The 23525-nt window shown below is 69.8% G+C and carries 21 protein-coding genes; 10 read left to right on the top strand and 11 right to left on the bottom strand.

Going from position 1 to position 23525, the window contains the following annotated elements:
- Positions 1–90 precede the first annotated feature (90 nt).
- The 3 genes from PV734_RS10545 to PV734_RS10535 are packed head-to-tail and all read right to left on the bottom strand — an operon-like array spanning position 91 to position 2358.
- Positions 91–903, bottom strand: a complete 813-nt coding sequence (locus tag PV734_RS10545) for an acetoacetate decarboxylase family protein (protein ID WP_319289323.1) — start codon at positions 901–903, stop codon at positions 91–93.
- The gene (locus tag PV734_RS10540) at positions 900–2168 is read right to left on the bottom strand and encodes an NAD(P)/FAD-dependent oxidoreductase (protein ID WP_319289322.1); all 1269 of its coding nucleotides are present in this window, start codon (positions 2166–2168) and stop codon (positions 900–902) included. The genes PV734_RS10545 and PV734_RS10540 overlap by 4 nt, the downstream gene beginning before the upstream one ends.
- 1 nt (position 2169) lies before the next feature.
- Entirely contained in the window at positions 2170–2358 is a 189-nt protein-coding gene (locus PV734_RS10535) for a ferredoxin (RefSeq protein WP_055535835.1), read from the bottom strand.
- A gap of 361 nt (positions 2359–2719) precedes the next feature.
- Here PV734_RS10535 and PV734_RS10530 point away from each other — a divergent pair, with 361 nt between their 5' ends.
- The 5 genes from PV734_RS10530 to PV734_RS10510 all read left to right on the top strand — a co-directional run bounded on the left by PV734_RS10530 (position 2720) and on the right by PV734_RS10510 (position 9850).
- Entirely contained in the window at positions 2720–4090 is a 1371-nt protein-coding gene (locus tag PV734_RS10530; RefSeq protein ID WP_319289321.1) for a glutamine synthetase family protein, read from the top strand.
- 101 nt (positions 4091–4191) lie between these two features.
- Positions 4192–5484 (top strand): cytochrome P450, encoded by a 1293-nt coding sequence (locus tag PV734_RS10525; RefSeq protein ID WP_319289320.1) that lies wholly within the window; start codon positions 4192–4194, stop codon positions 5482–5484.
- 151 nt (positions 5485–5635) lie between these two features.
- A complete protein-coding gene (locus tag PV734_RS10520) occupies positions 5636–6361 on the top strand; it encodes a TetR family transcriptional regulator (RefSeq protein ID WP_319091312.1) in 726 nt (241 codons plus the stop codon).
- 108 nt (positions 6362–6469) lie between these two features.
- The gene (locus PV734_RS10515; protein WP_319090790.1) at positions 6470–6880 is read left to right on the top strand and encodes a Zn-ribbon domain-containing OB-fold protein; all 411 of its coding nucleotides are present in this window, start codon (positions 6470–6472) and stop codon (positions 6878–6880) included.
- A gap of 183 nt (positions 6881–7063) precedes the next feature.
- The gene (locus tag PV734_RS10510) at positions 7064–9850 is read left to right on the top strand and encodes a hypothetical protein (protein WP_319289319.1); all 2787 of its coding nucleotides are present in this window, start codon (positions 7064–7066) and stop codon (positions 9848–9850) included.
- Positions 9851–9922: 72 nt separating this feature from the next.
- Here the strand turns inward: PV734_RS10510 and PV734_RS10505 are convergent, their stop codons facing one another.
- The 6 genes from PV734_RS10505 to PV734_RS10480 form a co-directional block, all read right to left on the bottom strand.
- Positions 9923–10315 carry a PPOX class F420-dependent oxidoreductase gene (locus tag PV734_RS10505; RefSeq protein ID WP_319289318.1) on the bottom strand — a complete coding sequence of 131 codons (393 nt, stop codon included), beginning with the start codon at positions 10313–10315 and terminating at the stop codon, positions 9923–9925.
- A gap of 63 nt (positions 10316–10378) precedes the next feature.
- On the bottom strand, positions 10379–11641 hold the full coding sequence (locus PV734_RS10500) for a glucarate dehydratase family protein (protein ID WP_319289317.1): 1263 nt from the start codon (positions 11639–11641) through the stop codon (positions 10379–10381).
- Between the two features lie 32 nt (positions 11642–11673).
- Complete coding sequence (locus PV734_RS10495) at positions 11674–12582, bottom strand: 5-dehydro-4-deoxyglucarate dehydratase (protein ID WP_319090796.1); 909 nt, start codon at positions 12580–12582, stop codon at positions 11674–11676.
- Positions 12583–12622: 40 nt separating this feature from the next.
- Entirely contained in the window at positions 12623–13567 is a 945-nt protein-coding gene (locus PV734_RS10490; RefSeq protein WP_319289316.1) for a carbohydrate ABC transporter permease, read from the bottom strand.
- The gene (locus tag PV734_RS10485) at positions 13564–14475 is read right to left on the bottom strand and encodes a sugar ABC transporter permease (protein ID WP_319090798.1); all 912 of its coding nucleotides are present in this window, start codon (positions 14473–14475) and stop codon (positions 13564–13566) included. Before PV734_RS10485 ends, PV734_RS10490 begins: the two co-directional genes overlap by 4 nt.
- Positions 14472–15797, bottom strand: coding sequence for a sugar ABC transporter substrate-binding protein (locus PV734_RS10480; protein WP_319289315.1), 1326 nt, complete (start codon positions 15795–15797; stop codon positions 14472–14474). The genes PV734_RS10485 and PV734_RS10480 overlap by 4 nt, the downstream gene beginning before the upstream one ends.
- A gap of 272 nt (positions 15798–16069) precedes the next feature.
- Here PV734_RS10480 and PV734_RS10475 point away from each other — a divergent pair, with 272 nt between their 5' ends.
- Entirely contained in the window at positions 16070–16891 is an 822-nt protein-coding gene (locus tag PV734_RS10475) for an SAM-dependent methyltransferase (RefSeq protein ID WP_319090800.1), read from the top strand.
- A gap of 149 nt (positions 16892–17040) precedes the next feature.
- A complete protein-coding gene (locus PV734_RS10470) occupies positions 17041–18399 on the top strand; it encodes a S1 family peptidase (RefSeq protein WP_319289314.1) in 1359 nt (452 codons plus the stop codon).
- A 176-nt stretch (positions 18400–18575) separates the two neighbouring features.
- On the opposite strand, the gene PV734_RS10465 is transcribed toward PV734_RS10470, so the two are convergent.
- Both PV734_RS10465 and PV734_RS10460 read right to left on the bottom strand, forming a co-directional pair.
- On the bottom strand, positions 18576–18761 hold the full coding sequence (locus PV734_RS10465; RefSeq protein WP_006380218.1) for a hypothetical protein: 186 nt from the start codon (positions 18759–18761) through the stop codon (positions 18576–18578).
- A 109-nt stretch (positions 18762–18870) separates the two neighbouring features.
- On the bottom strand, positions 18871–20031 hold the full coding sequence (locus PV734_RS10460) for an ROK family transcriptional regulator (RefSeq protein ID WP_319289313.1): 1161 nt from the start codon (positions 20029–20031) through the stop codon (positions 18871–18873).
- A 172-nt stretch (positions 20032–20203) separates the two neighbouring features.
- Here PV734_RS10460 and PV734_RS10455 point away from each other — a divergent pair, with 172 nt between their 5' ends.
- The 3 genes from PV734_RS10455 (at position 20204) to PV734_RS10445 (ending at position 23498) form a co-directional block, all read left to right on the top strand.
- Positions 20204–21106 (top strand): sugar ABC transporter permease, encoded by a 903-nt coding sequence (locus PV734_RS10455; RefSeq protein WP_319289312.1) that lies wholly within the window; start codon positions 20204–20206, stop codon positions 21104–21106.
- Between the two features lie 16 nt (positions 21107–21122).
- The gene (locus tag PV734_RS10450; RefSeq protein ID WP_319090805.1) at positions 21123–22079 is read left to right on the top strand and encodes a carbohydrate ABC transporter permease; all 957 of its coding nucleotides are present in this window, start codon (positions 21123–21125) and stop codon (positions 22077–22079) included.
- A 63-nt stretch (positions 22080–22142) separates the two neighbouring features.
- Positions 22143–23498, top strand: coding sequence for a sugar ABC transporter substrate-binding protein (locus tag PV734_RS10445; RefSeq protein ID WP_319090806.1), 1356 nt, complete (start codon positions 22143–22145; stop codon positions 23496–23498).
- Positions 23499–23525: the final 27 nt, after the last annotated feature.

The following is a 23525-nucleotide window of genomic DNA, read 5'->3' as shown; positions in this document are numbered from 1 at the left end:
ATCAAAGGAAGTCGGGGTGGACCAACCTGCTTTCAGGGGCGCGGGGAACTGCGCGACCAGCCACACACAGCCCGCACCAACCCACACACATCAAGAGGCACCCACCCCCGAAGTCCCCGACTCCAACAACCGCCCGCCGTCCCAGACCACGCCGACCTGGCGGTAGTACGCGGCGATCGGCTCACGGATCTCCAGCCGGGCCAACTCCTCCGTGGGAGCCGAGAACAACTCCAACTCCGCGTCCCCGACCCACGCCTGCCCACCCTCGAACGAAGCCGCGCCCGTCTCGATCAGTTCGTCCAGAGCCAGCCCCTTGCCACTCTCGATGGACGGCAGCCAGCGATGATGAGCCATGGGATGCCCATTGACGAACCCGTTCGTCGAGGAAGGCTCCTGCAGCGTCACCACGGCCTGGGCCAACCTCCGGTCCGCCGCAGCCAGGGTCGCCCCGAACCGTGCCCCCGCCTCGATCCGCGGAGCGGGCCCGTAGGGATGCGGACGCGTCTGATGGATCGACCCGAACTTCTTCGGATACCCCTGGTGCAGCCCGCGCGCGATCGCGAAGTCCTTGTCGACCCAGATGTACACGCACCGCGAGTACGTCTCGCCCCGGTACTTGCAGCGGACGACCGCGAACGCCTCCTTGTACTGACCCCGCACGGGGTCCAGCAGCTCGTCCCCGGCCGCCGAGCACGACTGCCAGTCGGCCCAGATCAGGGCGACGGCACCCGGATCCTCGTCGGCCAACTCCAGCGGCTGAGGCAGCAGTTCACGTACCCGCGCGGGATCCGTGCGGTACTCGACGGTCAGCAGGTCGCCCGAGTAGTGCCAGGGCGGGGAGGGGATCAGCGACGAGGCACCACTCGCTGTCCTGGGGTGGAAGAACCCACGGGGGCCGGTCACTTGGATGCTCCTTGCACGGTGAGGCCGGACGGCACGGTCACGGCCGGGACGGGCCGCGTGAGCAGTTCGGCGCGGTAGCGGGCGGCCTTCGCGACTGTGGCGGGTCCGCCGAGGGCGACGACACCGACGAGGCGGTCACCGCGGTGGTAGCCGACGAGGACGTCGGTGGCCGGGTCTCCGTCCAGGACACGCACGTCGTCGATGCCGAGAACGGGCGCCCCGAAGGACTGGAGCCGGAAGTCGTGCTGGTCGCTCCAGAAGGTGGGAAGCGGCGCGAACGGCGCCAACTCCCCTTCTCTGCCCGCGAGATGAGCGGTCAGCGACTTCGCCGCGTGTTTCGCGGTGTCGGTCGGGATCGACCAGTGCTCGACCCGGCGGGGCACGCCGTCGTAGCGGGCGTTGGGGAAGCGGGCCACATCGCCGACGGCGACGACCTCCGGGCGCCCGCCCACCCTGAGCCGTTCGTCGGTGAGCACGCCGTCGCCGAGGTCGACCCCGTTGCCGTCCAGCCACTCGACGTTGGCGACGGAACCGACCGACTCCACGACGACGTCGGCCGGCAGGACCGTACCGTCGCCGAGGACGACGCCGGTGACCCGGTCGTCACCCTCGAAGCCGGCGACCGACGCGCCGAGCGCGAAGCGCACCCCACGTTCCTCGTGCCGCCGGAGCAGAGCGCGGGCGAGGAGTTCGCCGAGGGGTCCCACCATGGGCAGGGGCAGCGGATCGACGACGGTGACCCCGGCGACACCGAGTCCGACGGCGGTGGCGGCGACCTCGCAGCCGATGAAACCGGCGCCGACCACGACGACCCTGACTCCGGGCCTGGTCAGCGCGTTGCGCAGGCCCTGGGCGTCGGCGAGGGTGCGTACGGTGTGCCGGCCGGCCTGCGGGCCGGGGCAACGCAGACGCCGGGGGCGCATTCCGGTGGCGACGACCAGACCGTCGTACGGGAGTGTCGAGCCGTCGTCGAGGTCGACGGCCCGCTCGGCGAGACGGGCGGCGACAACCCTGGTGCCGAGGCGCCACTCGACGTCCGCCGCCGACGCCTTCGGGGTGAAGGCGAGGGAGTCGAAGGACGCCTTGCCGGCCAGCACCTCCTTGGACAGCGGAGGGCGGTTGTAGGGCATGTGCGGCTCGTCGCCGACGACCGTGACCGCCCCGGTCCAGCCGGCCGCGCGCAGCTGCTCGGCGGCGCGCAGGCCGGCCATGGAGGCGCCGACGACGACCACGCGCCCCGGGGGTGCGTTCGTCCCGTCGGTCATGTCAGTCCTCGATCCGGATGGCCTGGAGCGGGCAGACGTCCGCGGCCTCCTCGACCTCGTCGCGCAGCGCGTCGTCGGGGTCGGAGACGTACAGCAGGTGACCGCCGTCGTCCATCGAGAAGACGTCGGGTGCCGCGAAGACGCACTGGCCGTGGTCCTGGCACTTGTTCATGTCGACGACGACCTTCATGGCCGGTCCTCCTGGTGGTGAGGGCGTCGGAACGGGGGGAGGGAGGGGTGAAGAGGAGGAGAGGGGAGGGGCCCGACCGTTGTCGGACCGGGCCCCGGCCAAAGGGGGCGGTGACCCGACCCCTGACTCGTTTGGCTTCAAACAAGATAGGAAGCGGTCGCGGTCTGGTCAATAGCTATCCGGATGGATAAATTCTTTCCCCGACCCCCTTGCGGGACGGGTCACTCCTCCATGCCGTTTGGCCTCAAACAACTCGTCCGGGATGTCCGCCCGTTCCACGCGCCCCGGCCGCACTCCCCACGCCACCCGCCTCCCGGACCCCCGTTCCGGAGGTACCCGACGTCCGCCCGAGGAGACAACGGTGAGCGCAATCGACCTTCCAGAAGTCCGCCGGCACATGGAGCGGCTCGCCGCCGAGGGGATCGACGTGGTCCGGGTGGTCTATCCCGACCTCATCGGCACGGACCGCGCCCGCGACGTCCTGCTCGACGAGCTGCCGCGCGCCTGCGAGCACGGACTCGCCTTCTGCCGGGCCGTGTACCACACCAGCCCCCAGGGCGATGTGGTCCCGGTCAGCGGCGGCCTGGACGCGGGACTGCCCGACATCTGCGTACGGCCCGATCTGACCACCCTCGTCGCCCTGCCCTGGGAGCCCGGCGTCGCGGTCTGCCTCGGCGACGTCGTCGACCCGGCGACCGGCTCACCCGCGCCCGAGTCGCCCCGCGATCTGCTCCGCGCCGTCCTCGACCGGTGTGCCGAGCACGGGCTACGGCCTGTTGTCGGGCCCGAGCTGGAGTACTTCCTCTGCGATCCCGCGCCGGGAGGCGCGAGCGGCTGGCAGCGGTACAACCGGGACCCCGGTGTCGTCTACACGGCCGGTCTACGGGCCGACCCCGACAACCATCTGCTGCGCACCCTGCGCCATGTACGCGATCTGGGCATCGGCGTACTCAGCGGCAACCACGAGTTCGACGGCGGACAGTTCGAGATCAACCTGCTGCATTCGGAGGCCATGTCGGCGGCCGACCGGGCCTTCCGCTTCAAAGCCGCGATCAAGGAACTGGCCCGCAAGGAGGGCCGACTCGCCACCTTCATGGCGAAGCCCTTCAACGACGCGGGCGGCTCCGGCTTCCACCTCCACCTCTCCTGCGACTCGGACCCAGAGGGAGCAGGCGGCGCGCGCAATCTCTTCGACGACCCCTCGGGCCGGTACGGGCTGTCCGCGACGGCCCTGCACGCGACGGCCGGTCTCCTCGCCCACGCGCCCGCCCTCGCCGCGCTGCTCAACCCGACCGTGAACTCGTACAAGCGCTTCGGTCCCGACACCCTCGCGCCCTGGCTGATCGACTGGGGCCTCGACAACCGCAGCGCCATGGTCCGAGTGCCGCCGGAACGGGGTGCCGGGGCCCGGCTCGAACTGCGGCTCGGTGACGCCAGCGCCAACCCGTACCTCGCGATCGCCGGCGCTGTCGCCGCCGCACTGCTCGGCGTGCTCGCCGGCCAGGAGCCGGCCGCCCCGCTGGAGGGCTACGGCTACGACACCGACAGGTCCGCCGTACTGCCGATGAGCCTGACGGCCGCGCTCGACGCCCTGGAGGCGGACACCGCGCTCACCGAGGTGCTCGGCAAGGACTTCGTGGCCTCCTTTCTCGCGTACAAGCGCGACGAGGTCGAACGCTTCGGGCGGCACGTCACCGACTGGGAGTTCACCGAGTACGCGTACCACCTCTGACCGCTCCCCCAGCGTTCCCTGGCGCTCCCCCATCTCCCCGAGCCCCCTAGCCCTTCACCGATCACCCCCGATCGCCTCCGCACGTCCTCCTGGAGCCTTCGATGACCGAGACCCTGCCCGCTTCCTCCGCCGCCGCTCACGAGCCGCTCCCCCTCGACGCCGTCGACCTCGCCGACCTCGACAACTTCACCGACGGGGTGACCCCTTGGCGGATGTTCCACACCCTGCGTCACGAGGACCCGGTGCACTGGCAGCCGGAGGAGTCGCCCAACTCCGGTTTCTGGGCGGTGACCCGGCACGCGGACATCGCGCGCGTCGACCGTGACGCGGAGACCTTCACCTCCACGAGGTTCGTGAACCTCGAAGAGGTCGACGAGGACCAGATCAAGAAGCGCGCGTCCATCCTGGAACTGGACGGAGTCAGGCACCGCGCCCTGCGCAGCGTGATCCAGCGGCAGTTCGGCGCGGGCGTCATCAACAGCTACACCGACTTCCTGCGCGGCCTGACCGCACAGACCCTGGACGCGGCGCTGGCCAAGGGGAGTTTCGACTTCGTACGGGAGGTGTCCGCCGACTTCCCGATCAACGTTCTGGCGCGGCTTCTCGACGTCCCGCCCACGGACAACCAGCAGCTCATCGACTGGGGCAACCGGATCATCGGCAACACCGACCCCGACTACGCCGACGTGCTGCTGCACAGCGCGGAGAGCGAGAAGTACCGCGACCTGCCCTTCCGCTCCCCCGCCTCCCTCGAAGTCTTCGAGTACGGACGGGAGTTGGCCAGGCAGCGACGCGGCGGCGCGGGCACCGACCTCGTGTCCAAGCTCGTCAACACCACCCCGCGCGACGGAGTGCCGCTGTCCGCGCAGGACTTCGACAACTACTTCCTGCTCCTGGTGGTCGCCGGCAACGAGACCACCCGGCACACCATCACCCACTCCATGCTCGCCCTCCTCCAGCACCCCGAGCAGCTCGCCCGGCTGAAGGACGACCCGACGCTGATACCGACGGCGGTCGAGGAGTTCCTGCGCTGGGCCTCCCCCGTCTACCACTTCCGGCGCACCGCGACCCGTGACGTCGAGCTCGGCGGAAAGCTGGTCAAGGAGGGTGACAAGGTCGTCATGTGGTACGCCTCCGGCAACCGCGACGAGGCGGTCTTCGACGATCCGTACGCCTTCGACGTCGCCCGGACGGACAACGACCACGTCACCTTCGGCAAGGGCAGCCCGCACCTGTGCCTGGGCAACCTCCTCGCCCGCACCGAGATCCGGATCATGTTCGAGGAGCTGATCCCGCGCCTCGCGGACATCCGACTGACCGGGGAGGTTCCCCGGGTGCGCTCGAACTTCGTCAACGGGATCAAGAAGCTGCCGGTGGAGGTCACCCTCGCGTGACGGACCGCTCCGAACCCGAACCCGACAGCGATTCCGATACCGATACCGATACGGCATCCGATCTCCAGGACACTCAGTTCCCCACGCGGAGCGCACTGAGTGCCATCAGTATCGTTCGGATGCTAGTTTCCGGACCATGACCAAACCGCCCATGCGGGACGCCCTGGTCGCGGCGGCCTTCCAGCTCTTCCTGGAGCGCGGCTACGAGCAGACCACCGTGGACGACATCGTGGCGCTGGCCGGGGTCGGGCGGCGATCGTTCTTCCGCTACTTCCCGTCCAAGGAGGACGTGGTCTTCCCCGACCACGAGCGGTGCCTGGCCGACATGACGGCGTTCCTGGCCGACAGCCCCGAGGACGCGGAACCGGTCGGGCGGGTGTGCGCCGCGGCCCGCATGGTGCTCCTCATGTACGCCGAGAACCCGGCCTTCTCCGTCCAGCGCTACCGGCTCACCAAGAAGGTCCCCGGGCTGCGCGCCTCCGAGTTGTCGGTGGTCTGGCGGTACGAGCGCGCCCTGGCCGCGTATCTGCGCGAGCGTTTCGCCGGCCGGCCCGACGGGACGCTCCAGGCCGACGTGATCGCCGCGTCCGTCGTCGCGGCCCACAACAACGCACTGCGCTCCTGGCTGCGCTCGGACGGACACGGTGACGCGACCACGGCCGTCGACCACGCCCTGGACTACGTGAGGTCGGCGTTCGGCGCCCCGCCCGTACCCCTCGAAGAGAGCGAGCCCCAACGCCGGCCAGGACCCGGGCCCGAGCACGAATCCGAGCCCGGCTCCGAGGACGTCGTGGTCGTCGTCTCGCGGCGCGGGGCGCCGATGTGGCGGGTCGTCCAGGAGATCGAGTCCGTACTGAGGACCTCGCGCGAAAAGTGAGGGTACGCAGTGCCTTTACGCATGACACTGAGTGCCATACCCTGAGGCCGTGCACGGTGGCACGGCGAACCGCGCACTTCGGATTCAGGCCGAGCGCAGGGAGACACCGTGTACCACTCACTAGGCGCCACGCGTTCGACGGGCGCAGGCTCCGCCACAGGCCTGCTCGACGCACCGGCCGACACGAACACCCTCGTCTTCCAGCGCTGCGGCTGGTGCGCCACCGCGATGTACCACCGGTTGCTGTGCCCGGTCTGCGCCGGCAGCGACCTGCGCATGGAGCGCAGCGAGGGCACGGGCACGGTCCGGCACGCCACGGTGGTCAACCGGAACACCCCTGCCGCACGCAACGTGTCACTGGTCGAGATGGCCGAGGGATTCGTCGTACGCGGCCGGGTGATGGGCCCCGCCATCGGCATCCACGGCGGCGACAGGGTCCGGCTCGCCATGGCGAAGGACCCCGTGCGCGGCGAGCCGGTGTTCCAGCTGCTCGACGAGCCGTACCGGGCTTGGATCTGATACTTCGTCAATTTTTGGCAGCATCGAGGGTGGTCTCCTCCCCCGCTTCGCCAACCCCCGCCGCGCACACGTCGATTGATCCTCCTCCACAGGCAACCCACAGGTCCCTGAAGCCGTCCTCCGAGCCGAGAGGGGCCGTCGGAGGACCGGGGGCTCCTGAGCAAGGGCCAGGAGGAGAGAGCATTGCTACGTGCCGGGCGAATATGGGTCACCGCTGCGGCGGTACTCGCCGTGGTGGGAGGATCGCCAGGATGGGCGCAGGCGCAGCAGCCGACGAGGACTGAGGTCACGGCCCAACAGCTGCCCTCGGGCTGGACGTTCACCGGTGACGGTGCGCAGCGGCAGCTCGTCTGGCGCTCCGGCAGGCCGGTGCCGATGGGTGACGCTCGCGTCGAGTTCTACGCGGGCGGCCAGTTGCTCGGGCGGCCCGTGGCGGCACGGGACGGCCGGACGTTCCGGCTTTCGCTGGAAAAGGCGCTCAAGGTCAGCGACCTCAAGGGTGCCAAGGCGTTCGGTGACCTTCAAGTGCGCTCCGGTGGACGCCGGTTGGACGCGGCGGGAATCGCGGCGGCCCCGGACGAGCGCCGGGCCGCAGTCGCTCCGCCCGCCGCGGCGCCGGCCAATCCGGTGGACCCCGGTAAGCCGGGCTCGTTCCGAACGGTCTCGGGCGAGTACACGCTCGACTCGGTGAAGCTGCCCGGAATGCCCGTGCCGGTGGAGATGAAGGCCGTGGTGGTGGCCCCGACCGGAGCCACCGGCCGCAGGCCTCTCGCGCTGTTCCTGCACGGACGCCACTCCACCTGTTACAAGCCCGGCAGCACCGATGTCGACGGCACCTGGCCCTGCCCGGCCGGTGAGAAGCAGATTCCGAGCTACCGGGGATACCTCCGCGACCAGAAGCTCCTGGCGTCCCAGGGCTATGTGACGGTGTCGATCTCCGCCAACGGCATCAACGCCCAGGACTCCGACCTTGAGGACGCCGGGGCACAGGCCCGCTCCTCCTTGGTCCGGCGGCATCTCGCCAGCTGGGCGGACTGGGCCACGAACCGGCCCTCGGCCCCGGCGATCGTACGGACCGCCCCGCCCGCCGACCTCTCCCGAGTGCTGCTGGTCGGCCACTCCCGAGGCGGCGAGGGCGTCAACCGCGCCGCCATGGACAGCCTGTACCGGCCGCCGGCCGACCAGGACGGGGCCCCCGGCCCGGTCCGCTGGAACGTCCGGGGCACCGTCCTCATCGGCCCGACGATCTTCGGTCAGAACCCGGTCGCCGATGTGCCGTCGATGACGATCCTGCCCGGCTGCGACGGCGATGTGTCCGATCTCCAGGGCGAGTTGGCCGTGGACGGCACCCGCGGGATCAGTCGCGGCACCGCCCTGCACAGCGCGGTCTACGTGATCGGCGCCAACCACAACTACTTCAACACCGAGTGGACGCCGGGCCAGGCGCAGGCACCGGCGGACGACGACTTCTGGTCGGACCCGAACGACCGGGACAAGGTCTGCGACGTGGGCACCAGAACCCGGCTGACCCCCGACCAGCAGCACAGGGCGGGCGCCTCCTACATCGCGGCGGCGGCCCGGCTGTTCGTCGCGGGCGACGACCGGGTCCGCCCGCTGCTCGACGGCACCGGCCTGCGGGCGCCGTCAGCCGACCCGGCACGCGTCCTCACGCACGCGGTGGGCGCGAACCGTTCAGCGGGCATCCTGCCGGACGGCGCGGTGACCGTGCAGGGCGGCGGCGGACGGCTGTGCTCGGCCGTGGACGACCGTCCCTCGGTCAGGTGTCTGGCCCCGGACGCCGGCCAGTCCCCGCACTTCGCGAGCTGGGCGACGGAGCGGGAGCTCGGCCGTCGGGCGGTCGCCGTCAAGTGGTCGCAGCCCGGCTCCGCGGTGCGGGTGACTCCCGGGCGACCGGTGTCCCTGAGCGGCGCCAAGGCCCTCGCCCTGCGCGTCGTCGTGCCCCCGAACACCACCGGGACACAGCTGGACGTGTCCGTCACCGACACCGCGGGCAAGCGCGCCACGCTCGGCCGGGTCCGCGTGGACGGACTGCCCGGCACCAGCCGGACGGCTTCGTACTGGGCCCGGGAGGTCCGCGTACCGCTGTCCGCCGCCGCTCAGGCCGGGGTCGATCTGCGCAAGGTACGGAGTGTGGAGCTGACTCCGCGCAGCCGTGCGGGACAGGCCCTGCTGATCGACACATGGGGCTGGCGCCCCGGCACCCCCGTGGTGCGCCCGGCCGCGTTGCCGCGCGTCGACCTCGGCCGGCTGATCGTCAAGGAGGGTGACTCCGGCACCCGGACCTACCGGGTGCCGGTCCGGATCACCGGGCAGGGGGGCGGCACGGTCCGCCTGTACGCCCAGAACCCCGGGACGGACACCATGACGTCCCGGCTGGTCACGGTGCGCCCCGGCGAGCAGAGCATCGACGTGTCGGTGACGGTGACGGGCGACACCCTGTACGACTACGACGTCTGGCGCAGCGTGTTCGTGAAAGCCGTGCGCGGTGCCGTCATCGGCTCGTACAGCGGCGGGGTGAACGTCGAGAACGATGATCCCCGGCCCACGGTCACCATCACGTCCGTCGCGGACCGGGTCACCGAGGGGCAGCCTCTGACATGGCGCGCGACGCTGTCGGCGCCTTCCCGCGCCGATATGTACGCCTACCTGGAGGTGCTGCCGGTCACCGGAGACGCGGAACTGTCCACCACGGATGTCGACCCGGACTGGCTGGCGGGCACCACCGGTGAGTCGCCGCTGCCGGAACGGCCGCTGTCCAAGATCGACGGCTTCTATCTCTTCGTGCCCATCCAGCCGGGACAGTTGAGCGGCGAAGTGAGCCTGCCGACGGTCGCGGACACGGTGGCCGAGCCGGAGGAGTCGGTGCGGCTGCGACTGGCCGACCTCGACGCGCCCGGGGAGCCCGTCCCCGGGCCCGAGTTCACGGGCACCGTGCTCGACGCGTCGTAGCGGTGCGTCCCTGACGGACGTGCGTCGTTAAGTGAAGGTGGGACCGCCGCCCCTGCGGGCGCGGTCCCACCTTCAGTTGTTCCCGAGAGTGATCCGGATCCCGACCGTGCCCGTCCTGCCGCGCCGCAACCGGCTGCCCATGAGGGTGAGGCGGCCCAGTACGCCGTACTTGCGGGCGAGGAGCTGCCGGTAGACGTCGGTCCCGGCCTGGTCGAGGATCTCGGCGGTGGCGGGGACCGGGTCGCCGGTCGGGTTGCCCCGGACGTCACAGGGGCCGACGAGGACGTCGGCCCGGTTGCGGATCCGCTTCACCTTCCAGGCGTCGGCCGCCGACCAGGCGCCGAGAGCGTCCCCGTCCCGCACCACCCAGACCGGGGTCGCGACGGACGTGCCGTTCTTGCGGAAGCTGGTGATCAGCAGGTATTTGCCCGCGCCGAGCCGGTCCAGAGTGCTGGTGTCTTCCATGAACGCGAGTCTAGGCGCCGGGAGTTCGGCTGCCGCCCGGCGCCCTCCACTCCTCGGCCGCCCTCACCAGCGCGGCAGCCGCCGCTCGTACTCCGGCCGCAGCCGCCGCATGTACCCGGTGTCGTCGCGGTCCCTGATTCCGGAGTCGAGGTAGCCGCGATGGGCCCGGTCGAGGGCGTCGGGGTCGAGTTCGACGCCCAGGCCGGGGCCGGTCGGTACCTTCACCGCGCCGTCGCGGACCTCGATGGCGCCGGGGACGATCACATCGCCGGCCGAGTTCCACGGGTAGTGCGTGTCGCAGGAGTGCGCGAGGTTGGGAATGGCGGCGCCGACATGGGTCATCGCGGCGAGGCTGATGCCCAGGTGCGAGTTGGAGTGCATGGACAGCTCGATGCCGAACGCCTCGCAGACGGCGGCGAGTTGACGGGTCCGGCGCAGTCCGCCCCAGTAGTGGTGGTCGGTGAGGAGGACCTGGATCGCGTTCTGTTCGACGGCCGGGCGCAGATGTTCCCAGGCGATCACGCACATGTTGGTGGCGAGTGGCATCGGCGCGTCCCTGGCGACCTCGGCCATACCCGGGATGGTGGCGGTCGGGTCCTCCAGGTACTCGATGACACCGTCGAGTTCACGGGCGACGTACTTGGAGGTCTCCACCGTCCAGGCCGTGTTGGGGTCGAGGCGCAGCGGCTGTCCGGGGAAGGCCTCGGCGAGGGCCTTCATCGCGGCGATCTCCTCGTCCGGCGGGAAGACGCCGCCCTTGAGCTTGAACGAGGTGAAGCCGTACCGCTGTCGCATCAGCCTGGCCTGCTCGACGACTCCGGCCGGGTCGAGGGCCTCGCCCCATTCGTCGGCGATGGCTTCGCGGCCGTCGAGGGCGGGGTGTTCGGCCCACTTGTAGAAGAGGTACGCGGCGAAGGGCACGGCGTCCCTGACCTTGCCGCCGAGCAGGTCGCTGACCGGGCGGCCGAGGAGCTTGCCCTGGGCGTCGAGGCAGGCCACCTCGACGGCCGAGGTGGCCCAGCCGCGGTCGTGGGACCGGGGGACGGCCGGTGTCAGGACGGTATCGATGGCGGCGGCGACGGCGGTCGTGTCGAAGACGTCCATGCCGACGACGACCTTCGCGGCCTCCTGGAGCCGGGCGAGACGGGCACTGCCGCCAGGCGACTCGCCGAGGCCCACCGTGCCGTTCTCCAGGACGAGTCGGAGGACGCAGCGCAGGGCGAGCGGCTCGTGGACACCGTCGGCGTTGAGGAGCGGGGGGTCACTGAACGCGATGGGGGTGATGAGCAGTTCGCGGATACGCGTGCCGGTTCCGGTACCACTCATGTGCGTACTCCTGTCGTCGTTCGCGTTGCCGCTCATGCGCGGACCGCCTCCAGACCGTGGTCGATGAGTTTCGCGAGCCGGGCCAGGTGTTCCGGCGTAGGGTCGAGCAGGGGCGCCCGTACGCCGCCGACGTCCAGGCCCCGGAGGGTCACGCCGGCCTTGACCAGCGACACCGCGTATCCGGGTACCTCGTCACGGAGTTCGACGAGCGGGCCGTAGAACTCGTCGAGAAGCTTGGTGACCAGGGCCCTGTCGCCCTCCCCCAGCGCCCGGTGGAACGCGGTGGCGATCTCCGGGGCGAAGGCGAACACGGCGGACGAGTACAGGTCGACGCCGACGCCCTGATAGGCGGCGGCCGTCATCTCGGCGGTGGGCAGGCCGTTGAAGAAGGCGAAGTCCTCGCCGCCGGGGAGCGCCCGGATGGTACGGACGACGCGGTGCATGCGTTCGAGGTCGCCGATGCCGTCCTTGAGGCCGACGACCCCGGGCAGGCTCGCGATCTGGGCGGCCGTGGCCTCGGTGAGGCGGGCGGTGCCGCGTTGGTAGAAGATCACCGGCAGCCGGGCCGCCGACGTCACCTCCCGCGCGTACCGCACGAGCCCCTGCTGCGGTGCGGTCACCAGGTACGGGGGCAGCAGCAGGATGCCGTCGGCGCCGGCCTCGCGGATGCGGGCGGCCTGGTCGAGGGCGACCGGCACCGGCCCGCCCGCGGCGGCCAGCACAGGGATGCGTCCGGCCGTCGTGGCGACCGCGATCCTGGTCGCCTCCCCGATCTCGGCGGGCGTCAGCGCGTGGAACTCGCCGGTGCCACAGGCGACGAACACCCCGCCGGCACCGGCGGCTACTCCCGCCTCGATGTGCTGGGCGAGTCGTTCCCCGTCCAGCGTTCCGTCCGCCGCGAAGGGCGTCACCGGAAAGAACAGCACTCCTTGGAACTTCATGTCTCTCTCAACAGTGGGGGGGGTGGGAACAGGGTGGGTGTCAGCCCTTGGTGGCACCGGCGGCGATGCCGGTGACCAGCGAGCGCTGCAGGAGCAGATAGACGATCAGGCTGGGTACGAGGGCGATGACCGCGCCGGCCAGCACCACCCCGGAGCCGACCTCGGGGTCGGTGCGCAGGACTGACAGGGCGACGGTGACCGTGTAGTCGGTGGGGTCCTTGGCCGCGATCAGCGGCAGCAGGTACTGGTCCCAGATCATGATGAAGCCGAGGACACCGGCGACGCCGAGTGCGGGCTTGCACAGCGGCAGCACGATCTGCCACAGCATGCGCAACTCGCCGACACCGTCGAGGCGGGCGGCCTCCTCGATCTCGTCGGGGATGTCCTTCATGAACTCGGTCAGCATCATCACCGAGAAGCCCCAGGCACCCAGCGGCAGGATGACGCCCCAGACGGTGCCCTTGAGGTCGAGGTGGATCACCGGGACGTCACCGAGGACCAGTGAAAGCGGGATCGCGATGACCTCCTCGGGAAGCATCATCGTGAGCATGAACAGGGTCAGGATCAGGGCCTGGCCGCGGAAACGGTGCCTGGCCAGCGCGTACGCGGCCAGTGTGCAGACCACGAGCTGCAGCAGCAGACCGCCGCCCGCTATGACGAGCGAGTTGGAGAAGTAGTCCCAGATGCCGCGCTCGCCGGCCACCGTGAAGTTCAGCAGCGTGCTGTCGTGCGGCAGGAAGGAGAGCGAGGAGCCGCTGGCGTTCCTGGTGAAGGCGCCCGAGAGGATGGCGAGGAAGGGCGCGGCGAAGATGCCCAGGGCGACAGCGCAGAGCAGGATGCGCAGGCCCCAGGCGGCGCCGGGTTTGTCGTTCCAGCCGAGGGCGGTGTCGAAGCGGGCCGGTGTGGTCCGTCGGGCCCTGCCGGACCGCCCGGCCGTCGCTTTCGGGGCGGTCGTCCGGACGGGGTCGATGGCGGGGGCGCTCATCGCACGTCTCCCCTCTTGCGGAAGTGGTTGACCGTGACGGTGAGCAGCAGCGTCACGCAGAGCAGTACTACGGAGGCCGCGGACGCGCCGCCGATGTCGTTGCGGGTGAAGCCGAGGGTGTAGGCGCGGGTCATCCAGACCTCGGTGGACCCGGCCGGGCCGCCGCCGGTGAGGACGTAGACCTCGGTGAAGACGCGCAGTCCGCGGATCGCGGCGAGGGTGAGGACGATGCCGAGGGCGGGGCGGATCGCCGGCAGGGTGACGTACCTCAGCCGCTGGCCGAGGGAGACACCGTCCATGGCGGCGGCCTCGTACAGCGAGCGGTCGACGCCCGCGAGGCCGGCCATGATGATGACCATGTTGTAGGGGGCCCAGATCCAGATGCCCATGGCCATGGTCGACCACAGCGCGAGATCCGGGTTGTCGAGGAACTGGACGGGGCCGATCCCGAGGAAGCCCAGGCCGCTGTTGAGGAGGCCGTCGGAGGTCGGGTAGTACATCAGCCGCCACAGCTCGCCGACGACCGCGGTGGCGGTGACGGCGGGCAGGAAGACGGCGGTCCGCACGATCTTCAGCGAGCGGGCCTGGCCCTCCAGGAGCAGGGCGAGGACGAAGCCGAGGACGATGGCGCCCAAGGACTGGCCGATGCCGAGGACCAGGGTGTGTCCGATGGCGTCCTGGAAGCGGTGGTCGGTCAGGACCCGGGTGTAGTTGTCGAGGCCGGTCCACTTGTCGCCGAGGAAGGGCCGTACGTCGAAGAAGCTGAGCCAGACGCCCTTGGCCATCGGCCAGAACTTGAAGACGAGGGCGAGCAGCAGGCCCGGCGCGAGGAACAGCCACGGCACCAGGGACCTCTTGGTGAGGCGTCGGCCTCCACGCGCCGCGGGGGTGGTCACGGTTGCGGTCATTTCAGCAGGTCCTGGTCCTTGAGGTCACCGGCGAGGGTCTCGTCGAGCTCCCTCAGCCGGGAGCGGACGTCGCCGCCGCAGTACGTGAAGATCGCGTTGAGGCTGTCGGCGGTGTCCTGCTTGATGGGGGCGAAGTCGGGCGCGTTCGGGAACTGCTGCGAGGCGTCCTCGTACGCCTTCTGCACCACGCTCCAGCGGGGGTCGTCGCGGACCGTGGCGGCGTCCAGCGTGGAGTTCACGGGGATGCGGACGACGGGCTGGTTCTCACCGGTCATGGCGGTCTTCTGGCCCTCGGGGCTGACGAGGAACGCGGCGAGTTCCTGTTCCTGCTTCGTCTTCCCGGTCTTCGCGCCGAAGTAGACGTTCTCTCCGTCCGCCAGTACGTCGCCGCCCGCGGGGCCCGCGGGGGCCGGGACGACCTCGTACCTGTCCTTGCCGAGGGTCTGGTCGAAGGTGGTGATGTTGTAGGGGCCGGTCATGTACATCCCGGCGTTGCCGTCCTGGAAGTTGGTGGCGGTGGAGGTGACGGCGGTCAGGGCGCCGGGCTGGGTGACAGCGTTGTCACCGCAGAAGAGGTTGTCCTTCATCCAGGTCACGGTGTTGACGGCGGCGGCCGAGTCCATGGCCGGCCTGTAGGTGCCCCTGCCGTCCGGCTCGACGATCTTCGCGCCGCCCTGCCAGAGGAAGCTGGAGCCCCACCAGGCTGCGTAGCCGTTCTGGGCGCTGCCGGGGACGACCATGCCGTAGGTGTCGGCCTTGCCGTCGCCGTCGGGGTCACGGGTGGCGAACGCCTTGGCGACGGTCAGCATCTCCTGCCAGGTGGTGGGTGCCTCAAGGCCCAGTCTCCGCAGCCAGTCCTTGCGGATCATCAGGGTCTGGGCCTGCCGGGAGTAAGGGATGCCGTAGTGCTTGCCGTCGATGCCCACGGTCGACGCCCATGACTTGGCGGTGATCTGGTCATGGCCCGCGATCGAGTCGGGGTCGACGGCCTTCAGCAGCCCCTGGCTCTGGTAACTGCCCATCAGCGCCGTGTCGTTGATCATGACGTCCGGCAGGTCCCTGGTGGACGCGCGGCTCTGCAGCTGCTGGTCGAAGTTGATGACCGGCTGGTAGTCGATCCTGATCCCGGTCTTCTTGGTGAAGGCGGCGAAGACCCGCCCGTAGGTGGCGGCGGCATCCGGGTTGCTCCGGGTCCACACCTCCAGCGTGTTCGGATCGTCGCCGGAACCGCCGGAACCGGTTCCGCAGGCGGCGGTGGTGAGAGCGAGCCCCGTGACGGCGAGCACGGCGGCCAGGCGGCGACTTCGTCGGCGATCGCCCATGGAAGTTCTCCGTTCATATTCGTGAACCTCTTTCACGAATCTAAATGATCGCTGTAAGCTACGAACGGCCTCAGCCGTATGTCAAGACATGGTTCCGAGTCTTCACGGACGCCACACGACCCGCGGCGCCCGAGGCCACAGCCGCACCGATGGAGTCGGGCACGGCTCCTGGAACCCGTTCACAACCGACGCGTCCAGACCCTCGCCAACATCAACAACCTTGTCTAGATTGCAGGTTGACACTTTCTCGCCGGCGCCCAGGAGCTGCCCCCGTGCCCGAGAACCCCCCGGCCGCATCGCTGCAGGCGCGGATCAACTCGCGTCAGCCGCACACGGCTCGGATCTGGAACTACTGGCTCGGTGGCCGGGACCACTACGAGGTAGACCGCGCGGCGGGCGACCGGATCCGTGAACTGCACCCCGGCATCGGCGAGTACGCCCGAGCGGACCGCCTCTTCTTGGGGCGGGCGGTGCGCCATCTGGTCACCGAGTGCGGGATACGGCAGTTCCTCGACATCGGCACCGGACTGCCGACCGCGGACAACACACACGAGGTGGCCCAGCGGATCGCTCCGGAGACCCGGGTCGTGTACGTCGACAACGATCCGCTCGTCATGGTCCACGCCCGCGCCCTCCTCACCAGCACACCCGAGGGGCGCACGGACCATGTCGACGAGGATCTGCGCAATGTCGACGCGATCCTCGAACAGGCCGCGCGCACCCTGGACCTCACCCGGCCCGTCGCCCTGATGCTGCTCGGGGTGGTCATCTTCCTCGGCGACGACGAGGACCCGCACGGTGTCGTACGACGACTGCTGGACGCCCTCCCGCCGGGCAGCCATCTCGGGCTGTCGCACACCATCACCGGCCCGGCGCTCGCCGAGGTGGACGCGGCGGTGCGGTACTGGAACTCGCACGGCACCCCCCGGCTGACCCAGCGCAGCCCCGAGGAGGTGACACGTTTCTTCGACGGCCTGGACCTTCTGGAGCCGGGGGTCGTGTCCTGCTCGCGCTGGCGCCCGGAGGCGATCCGCACCGGCCAGGACGAGCCGGCGGAGGTCGCCATGTACTGCGGAGTGGCCCGCAAGCCCTGACCCGGTCCGCCGTCGGCCGGCGGAACCGAACGGGATCTTGGAGTCGGTGAACACGAACACCGCTCGCCACGTATGGAAGTGAGGGTCACTCAACGACCGGAGGGCCCCGCGGTGTCTCACACCGCGCGTTCGGGGTTCGGGAGCCATTGATGAGGCACGCACGACGACGGATCGTCCGGCGAGCGACACGGCTGGCGGCCGTCGGCGGAGTGATCCTCGGCGGACTGATGGTCACCCAGGCCGTGGCGAGCGAGCCGCCGGAAGTCAATCTGCCGTTCAGCTCCGCCCAGGCGGCCGGCACCACCGGGAGCGAACTCGTCACCGAGCTCGGCACCGACCGGACGGCGGGCAGCTGGATCGCGGCCGACGGGAAGCCGGTCGTCGCGGTGACCGACGCCGCGGCCGCGTCGGAGGTGGAGAAGGCCGGCGCTCGCGCCAAGGTCGCGGACCACAGCATGAACGACCTCAAGTCGGCGACACAGACGCTGCGTTCGGCTCCTCGCGTGGCGGGCACGGCGTGGGCGGTCGACTACACGAAGAACGAGGTGGTCGTCCAGGCCGACAGCACCGTGTCGGCCGCCGACTGGGCGAAGCTGTCCGCGGTCGCCAAGAGCATCGGCGGTTCCGTACGGATGGAGCGGAGCGAAGGCACGTTCACCACCCGGATCAACGCCGCGCAGCCGATCCTGTCGACCGGCGGGCGCTGCTCGGCGGGCTTCAACGTGACCAACGGGTCGGCCGACTTCATCCTCACGGCCGGTCACTGCGGGCCCAACGGTTCGGTGTGGTTCGCGGACACGGCGGGTCAGAACGAGATCGGCAAGACGATCAGCGGCAGCTTCCCCATCAACGACTACTCGCTGGTGCAGTACGACGGCGGCTCGGCCGGTGACGGCGCCGATGTCGTCGCCATCGGCAACGGGCGGGGGGTGCGGATCACGGGTGCGGCCGATCCGACCGTCGGGCAGAAGGTGTTCCGCAGCGGCAGCACCACCGGCCTGCGCGACGGCAAGGTGACCGGGCTCAACGCCACGGTCAACTACCCGGAGGGCACGGTGTCGGGCCTGATCGAGACCACCGTGTGCGCCGAGGCGGGTGACAGCGGCGGCCCGTTGTTCTCCGAGGGCATCGCGCTCGGGATCACCTCGGGCGGCAACGGCGACTGCAAGACCGGCGGTACGACGTTCTTCCAGCCGGTGACCAAGGCGCTGGCCGCGCTCAATGTGCGGCTGATCGGCCAGGCGGGCCAGGCGGCCGCTCCGGCGCCGTCCGCGGCGGCCACGCAGAGCGCCGTCGCCCCCGGGGAGGCCCAGCCGGGCTCGGTGGCGCCGGTGGCGGGCGGCTCCGCCGGGGAGGCACTGCTGGACAAGCTCGCGGACCCGAAGAACGTGGGCCCCGGGCTGCTGATCGCGGGTGGCAGTCTGATCGCCCTGGTCGCCACGCGGTGGTTCCGGGTGGAACAGGACCGGAGGGACTACCGCAGGTCGTACTCGGCGACGTGGGGCTGAACGCTCCGCCGGTTCGGCGGCGCTTCGGCCGCGGCCCCGGTGGGGACTGGTCGCGCGGTTCCTCGCGCCCCTTCAGGGACGCGAGGACGTCGAACCGGCGGAAAAACACTGAAGGCCGGGGCTGACGCGCTCTGTGCGCGGCCCCGGCCTGTCGGCCAGACGTCGATCGAAAGTGGTTACGCGTCGCGCCCGGGGTGCGGGGATACCGCGGCCCATTCGGCGACGAGCTGCTGATACGTCAGCCGCTGCTCGCTGTTGAGGATCCCGCCCGACCGGAGCCACAGGGCCCGGATCTCTTCGTTGACGTCGGCTGCCGAGCGATCAGGGGCGGATTGAAGAGTGGTGGACATGCTGTGAAGCATATGACGCCCCGCGTGAAAACTAAATCGATTAATACGGACTATTCCGGCATTCCCGACCGTGTTACTGATCACGTGCAGTACGTCACCCTCCCCGCCCCCGCCTCGGAGTTCACCGCTCGGCCGCACCCAGCACCAGCACCTGAATGGCCAGTACGGCGGCCCCGCGCGCCCAGTCGTGGAAGTCGGAGACCTTGGTCTCCAGGTTGACCGGGTCCGCGAGCGGATGCCGATTGGCGAGGATGCTCTCCTCGATCACGGCACCCGCCACCGAGACGAGCCCGACCCCCTCCCCGGCGAGCAGGATCTTCTCGGGCATCGCGAAGTTGGCGATCTGGGCGACCAACGTGCCCAGTGCGCGGGCCGCCTCGTCGACGACGCGGGCGGCCATGGGGTCACCGGCGGCGGCCCGGGCGAGGATCTCGTCGTACGTCAGATCGTGGCCGGTGGCGGCGCGGATCTGGTAGCGGATGCTGGGGATGGTGAGCAGGGAGATCGCGCTGCCGCGCTCCCCGTCGGGGGTGAGTGGGCCGTTCGGATTGACGATCCAGCGGCGTCCGATACCGAGACCGTCCTCGGAGGACTGCACCCGCCGACCGCCGCTGACCAGTCCGTAGCCGAGGCCCGCCCCTATGGTGAGGACCGCGAAGCGGTCGAGGCCACGGCCCGCGCCGAACCAGCTCTCGGCCTCGACGAGGGCGGTGACGTCGTTCTCCACGACCACCCGCAGTCCGGTGCGTTCCTCGACGAGGTCGGCGAACGGGACGTCGTACCAGTCCAGGAAGACGGAGTCGGCGACCACCGAGCGGTTCTCGACACGGCCGCCCACGCCGATCCCGATACCCGACACGGCGGGGTGGGCGGCGGTCAGTTCGGCGGCCATCCCGGCGACCAGGTCGGCCACCCGGGCCGGATCATGGCTGGTCAGAGGCCGGTCCAGGCGGGCGACGACCTCGCTGCGCAGAGAGGTGACGACGCTGTAGACCATGTCGTCGGTGATCTTGAAGCCGAGAAAGGCGCGGGACTCGGCGACGACGTCGAGGGGCTGCGAGGGCCGCCCCTGGCGCACCTCGTCCGGGTATCCGGCGTCGGGCACCTCGACGAGCAGTCCCGACTCGAGCAGCGGCTTGCTGAGCCGGGTGAGGCTGCCGGCGGAGAGGTCGAGGCGCCGGGCGAGTTCGGCGCGGGACAGGGGGCCGTGGACGAGCACCTCGATCGCCACCGTTCGCTCGCCGGGGCTCAGCGGCGGCCAGCCGTCGGTCACTGCGGTCATGCCGATCAGACCCCTCACCTTTTCTTTTGCCACGAAACTAACAAGGTCACGATACGGCGAGAAACCTGGCCGGGAAAAGATATCCGCCCGCATCTTGACGAATGGATTCTTCCACCTCGAAAGTAAGTGCCCTGAGGACGAGCCGCCGACGAGCAGACGAGGGAGTCTCTCCATGACCGTCGCCTCCACCAGCCCTCCCCTGCGTCGACCACGTGGTGACGGGGCGCTCGCGGCGCTCTTCGTCGCCCCGGCGATGCTGGGCTTCCTGGTGTTCCTGCTCTGGCCCACACTGCGGGGCGTCTATCTGAGCTTCACCCGCTTCAATCTGCTGACCCCCGCCGAGTGGGTGGGGCTCGACAACTACGCCCGGATGGTACAAGACCCCATCTTCTGGGACTCGTTGACGGTCACGGTCGAGTACGTCGCCATCAACATCGGCGTTCAGACGGTGTCCGCCCTCGCCATCGCCGTGCTGCTCCAGCGGCTGACCCAGTCCGCGGTCCTGCGCGGCATCGTGCTCACCCCCTATCTGATGTCGAACGTCGTCGCGGGCATCGTCTGGCTCTGGATCCTCGACACCCAGCTGGGCATAGGCAACGAGATCGTCGCGGCTCTCGGCTTCGACCGGATCCCGTTCCTCGCTGACGAGACCTGGGCGATTCCGACGATCGCGCTGATCAACGTCTGGCGGCACGTCGGCTACACCGCGCTGCTGCTGTTCGCGGGGCTGCAGGCCATCCCCAACGACATGTACGAGGCGGCCAAGGTGGACGGGGCGAGCGAGGGGCGGATGTTCTGGCGCATCACCATGCCGTTGCTGCGGCCCGTTCTCGCGGTGGTCCTGATCATGACGGTGATCGGCTCGTTCCAGGTCTTCGACACGGTCGCGGTGACGACGTCGGGCGGTCCCGCGAACGCCACCAACGTGCTGCAGTTCTACATCTACGGCGCCGCCTTCGGCCGCTTCCAGTTCGGCTACGCGTCCGCGATGTCCGTGGCCCTGCTGGTCGTGCTGAGCGCGATCACCTTCCTCCAGTACCGGCTCACCCGAGCCGGCCACACCGACCTCGGCTGACGGGAGGAGCGACACCATGACAACTCCGGCAACCCTGACGACACCGGCATCCGCGCCGACCCCGACACCCGCCCGGACGGCGGTGCGACCGCTGCGGCGCGGGCCCTCCCTCGGGCGGATCGCCGCCTGGGCGATGATGACCGCGATCGTGCTGGTCACCCTGCTGCCCTTCTACTGGATCCTGCGCACCGCGCTGTCCACCAACGCGGGTCTCGCCGCCGACCCGACGAACCCCCTGCCCGTGCATCCGACCACCGGTGGTTTCGAGCGGGCGCTCGGTCTGCAGTCCACCAAGGAGGCGATAGCGCAGGGCGGCGCGGGCGGCGGCCTGGACTTCTGGCGCTACCTGCTCAACTCGGTGTTCGTGTCGACCCTGATCACCGGCTGTCAGATCTTCTTCTCGGCGATGGCCGCGTACGCCTTCGCCCGGCTGCGCTGGCGCGGCCGGGACACGGTCTTCGGACTGTTCCTGGCGGGGCTGATGGTCCCGGCGATCTTCACCCTGCTGCCGAACTTCGTCCTGATCAAGCAACTCGGCCTGGTGGACAACCTGTTGGGGATCGCACTGCCGACGATGTTCATGACGCCGTTCGCCGTGTTCTTCCTCCGCCAGTTCTTCATGAACATCCCGCGCGAGGTCGAGGAGGCGGCGCTGCTCGACGGCGCCGGCAAGATCCGCGTGTTCTTCCGGGTGCTGCTGCCGATGGCGTCCACGCCGGTGCTCACGCTCGCGATCCTCACGTACATCACCGCCTGGAACGACTACTTCTGGCCGCTGATGGTGTCGTACAGCGACAGTTCACGCGTCCTCACGGTGGCGCTGGCGATCTTCCGGGCACAGACCCCGCAGACGGGTGTCGACTGGTCGGGGCTGATGGCGGCGACCCTGATCGCCGCACTGCCGATGCTCGTGCTGTTCGCGTGCTTCGCGCGTCGCATCGTGAGCTCCGTCGGCTTCACGGGCATCAAGTGACCGCCCCGACCGATCGTCCGCCCGCCTGCTCACCCGCACACCGGCTCACCTGAAAGGACGGACATGCGAATTCGTACGGTCGTGGCACTGACCGGAGCTCTGGCGCTGTCCCTCGCGACCGGTTGCGCGGGGGGCGGGGCGGCCGGCTCGTCGTCGGACACCGTGACGTACTGGCTGTGGGACGCCAACCAGCAACCCGCCTACCAGGCCTGCGCGAAGGGCTTCGAGCGGGAGAACCCCGGCCTGACGGTGAAGATCACCCAACTGGGCTGGGACGACTACTGGACCAAGCTCACCGCCAGCTTCATCGCGGGCACCCAGCCGGACGTCTTCACCGACCACATCCAGAAGTTCGGCCAGTTCGCCGATCTGAAGGTCCTCGAACCGCTCGACGACCTCGGCATCGAGGACTCCGCCTACCAGCCCGGCCTGGCCGCCAACTGGATGGGCCAGGACGGCCACCGCTACGGCGCTCCGAAGGACTGGGACACCGTCGCCCTCTTCTACAACCGGAAACTGACGAAAGCCGCCGGTCTCACGGCCGCACAGCTGAACGACCTGTCCTGGAACCCGAAGGACGGCGGCACCTTCGAGAAGGCCATCGCGCACCTCACCGTGGACAGGAACGGCAAACGGGGTGACGAGGCCGGCTTCGACAAGAACCACGTCAAGGTGTACGGCCTCGCCACCAACGGCGGCGGTGACGGCGACGGCCAGACCCAGTGGAGCACCTTCGCCGCCTCGGCGGGCTGGACCTACACGAACAAGAAACGCTGGGGCACCGAGTACCAGTACGACAGCAAGACCTTCCAGTCGGTGATCAAGTGGTACTTCGGGCTGGCGGACAAGGGCTACATGGTCCCCTTCACGGACTACAACTCCCAGTCCAACCAGGCGAACACCCAGATCTCGTCGGGCAGGGCGGCAGCCGCGTTCGACGGTGCCTGGATGATCTCGTCGTACGCCGGCTTCAAGGGGCTGGACATGGCCACCGCCGTCACTCCGGCCGGCCCGACGGGCAAGCGCGCCACGATGATGAACGGCCTCGCGGACTCCATCACCAAGGACGCCCACAACATGGCGGGCGCCAAGAAGTGGGTCGCGTACCTGGCGTCCGCCGAGTGCCAGCGGGCGGTGGGGAGTTACGGAATCGTCTTCCCGGCCACGCCCGACGGCACGAAGGCCGCGGTGGCCGCGTACAGGAAGAAGGGCATCGACGTCTCGGCGTTCACCCGGCCGGTCGCCGACGAGAAGGCGGGCGGAAAGGAGTTCGCCACCTTCTCCTACCCGATCACCAACTACGCGGCCGACGTGTACGCGCTGATGCACCCGGCCATGCAGGACGTCTTCGGCAACGGCAGGTCCGTGACCAGCCTCGACCGGACCAACAGCCAGATCAACCTGATCCTCGACCAGTGACGTCACCGAAGTCACCGGTCGGACACC

It is taken from the genome of Streptomyces sp. AK08-02 (genome assembly GCF_033795085.1).
In the GTDB taxonomy this organism is placed as follows: Bacteria; Actinomycetota; Actinomycetes; order Streptomycetales; family Streptomycetaceae; genus Streptomyces; species Streptomyces echiniscabiei.
This window is presented reverse-complemented; position numbering and strand designations above follow the sequence as displayed.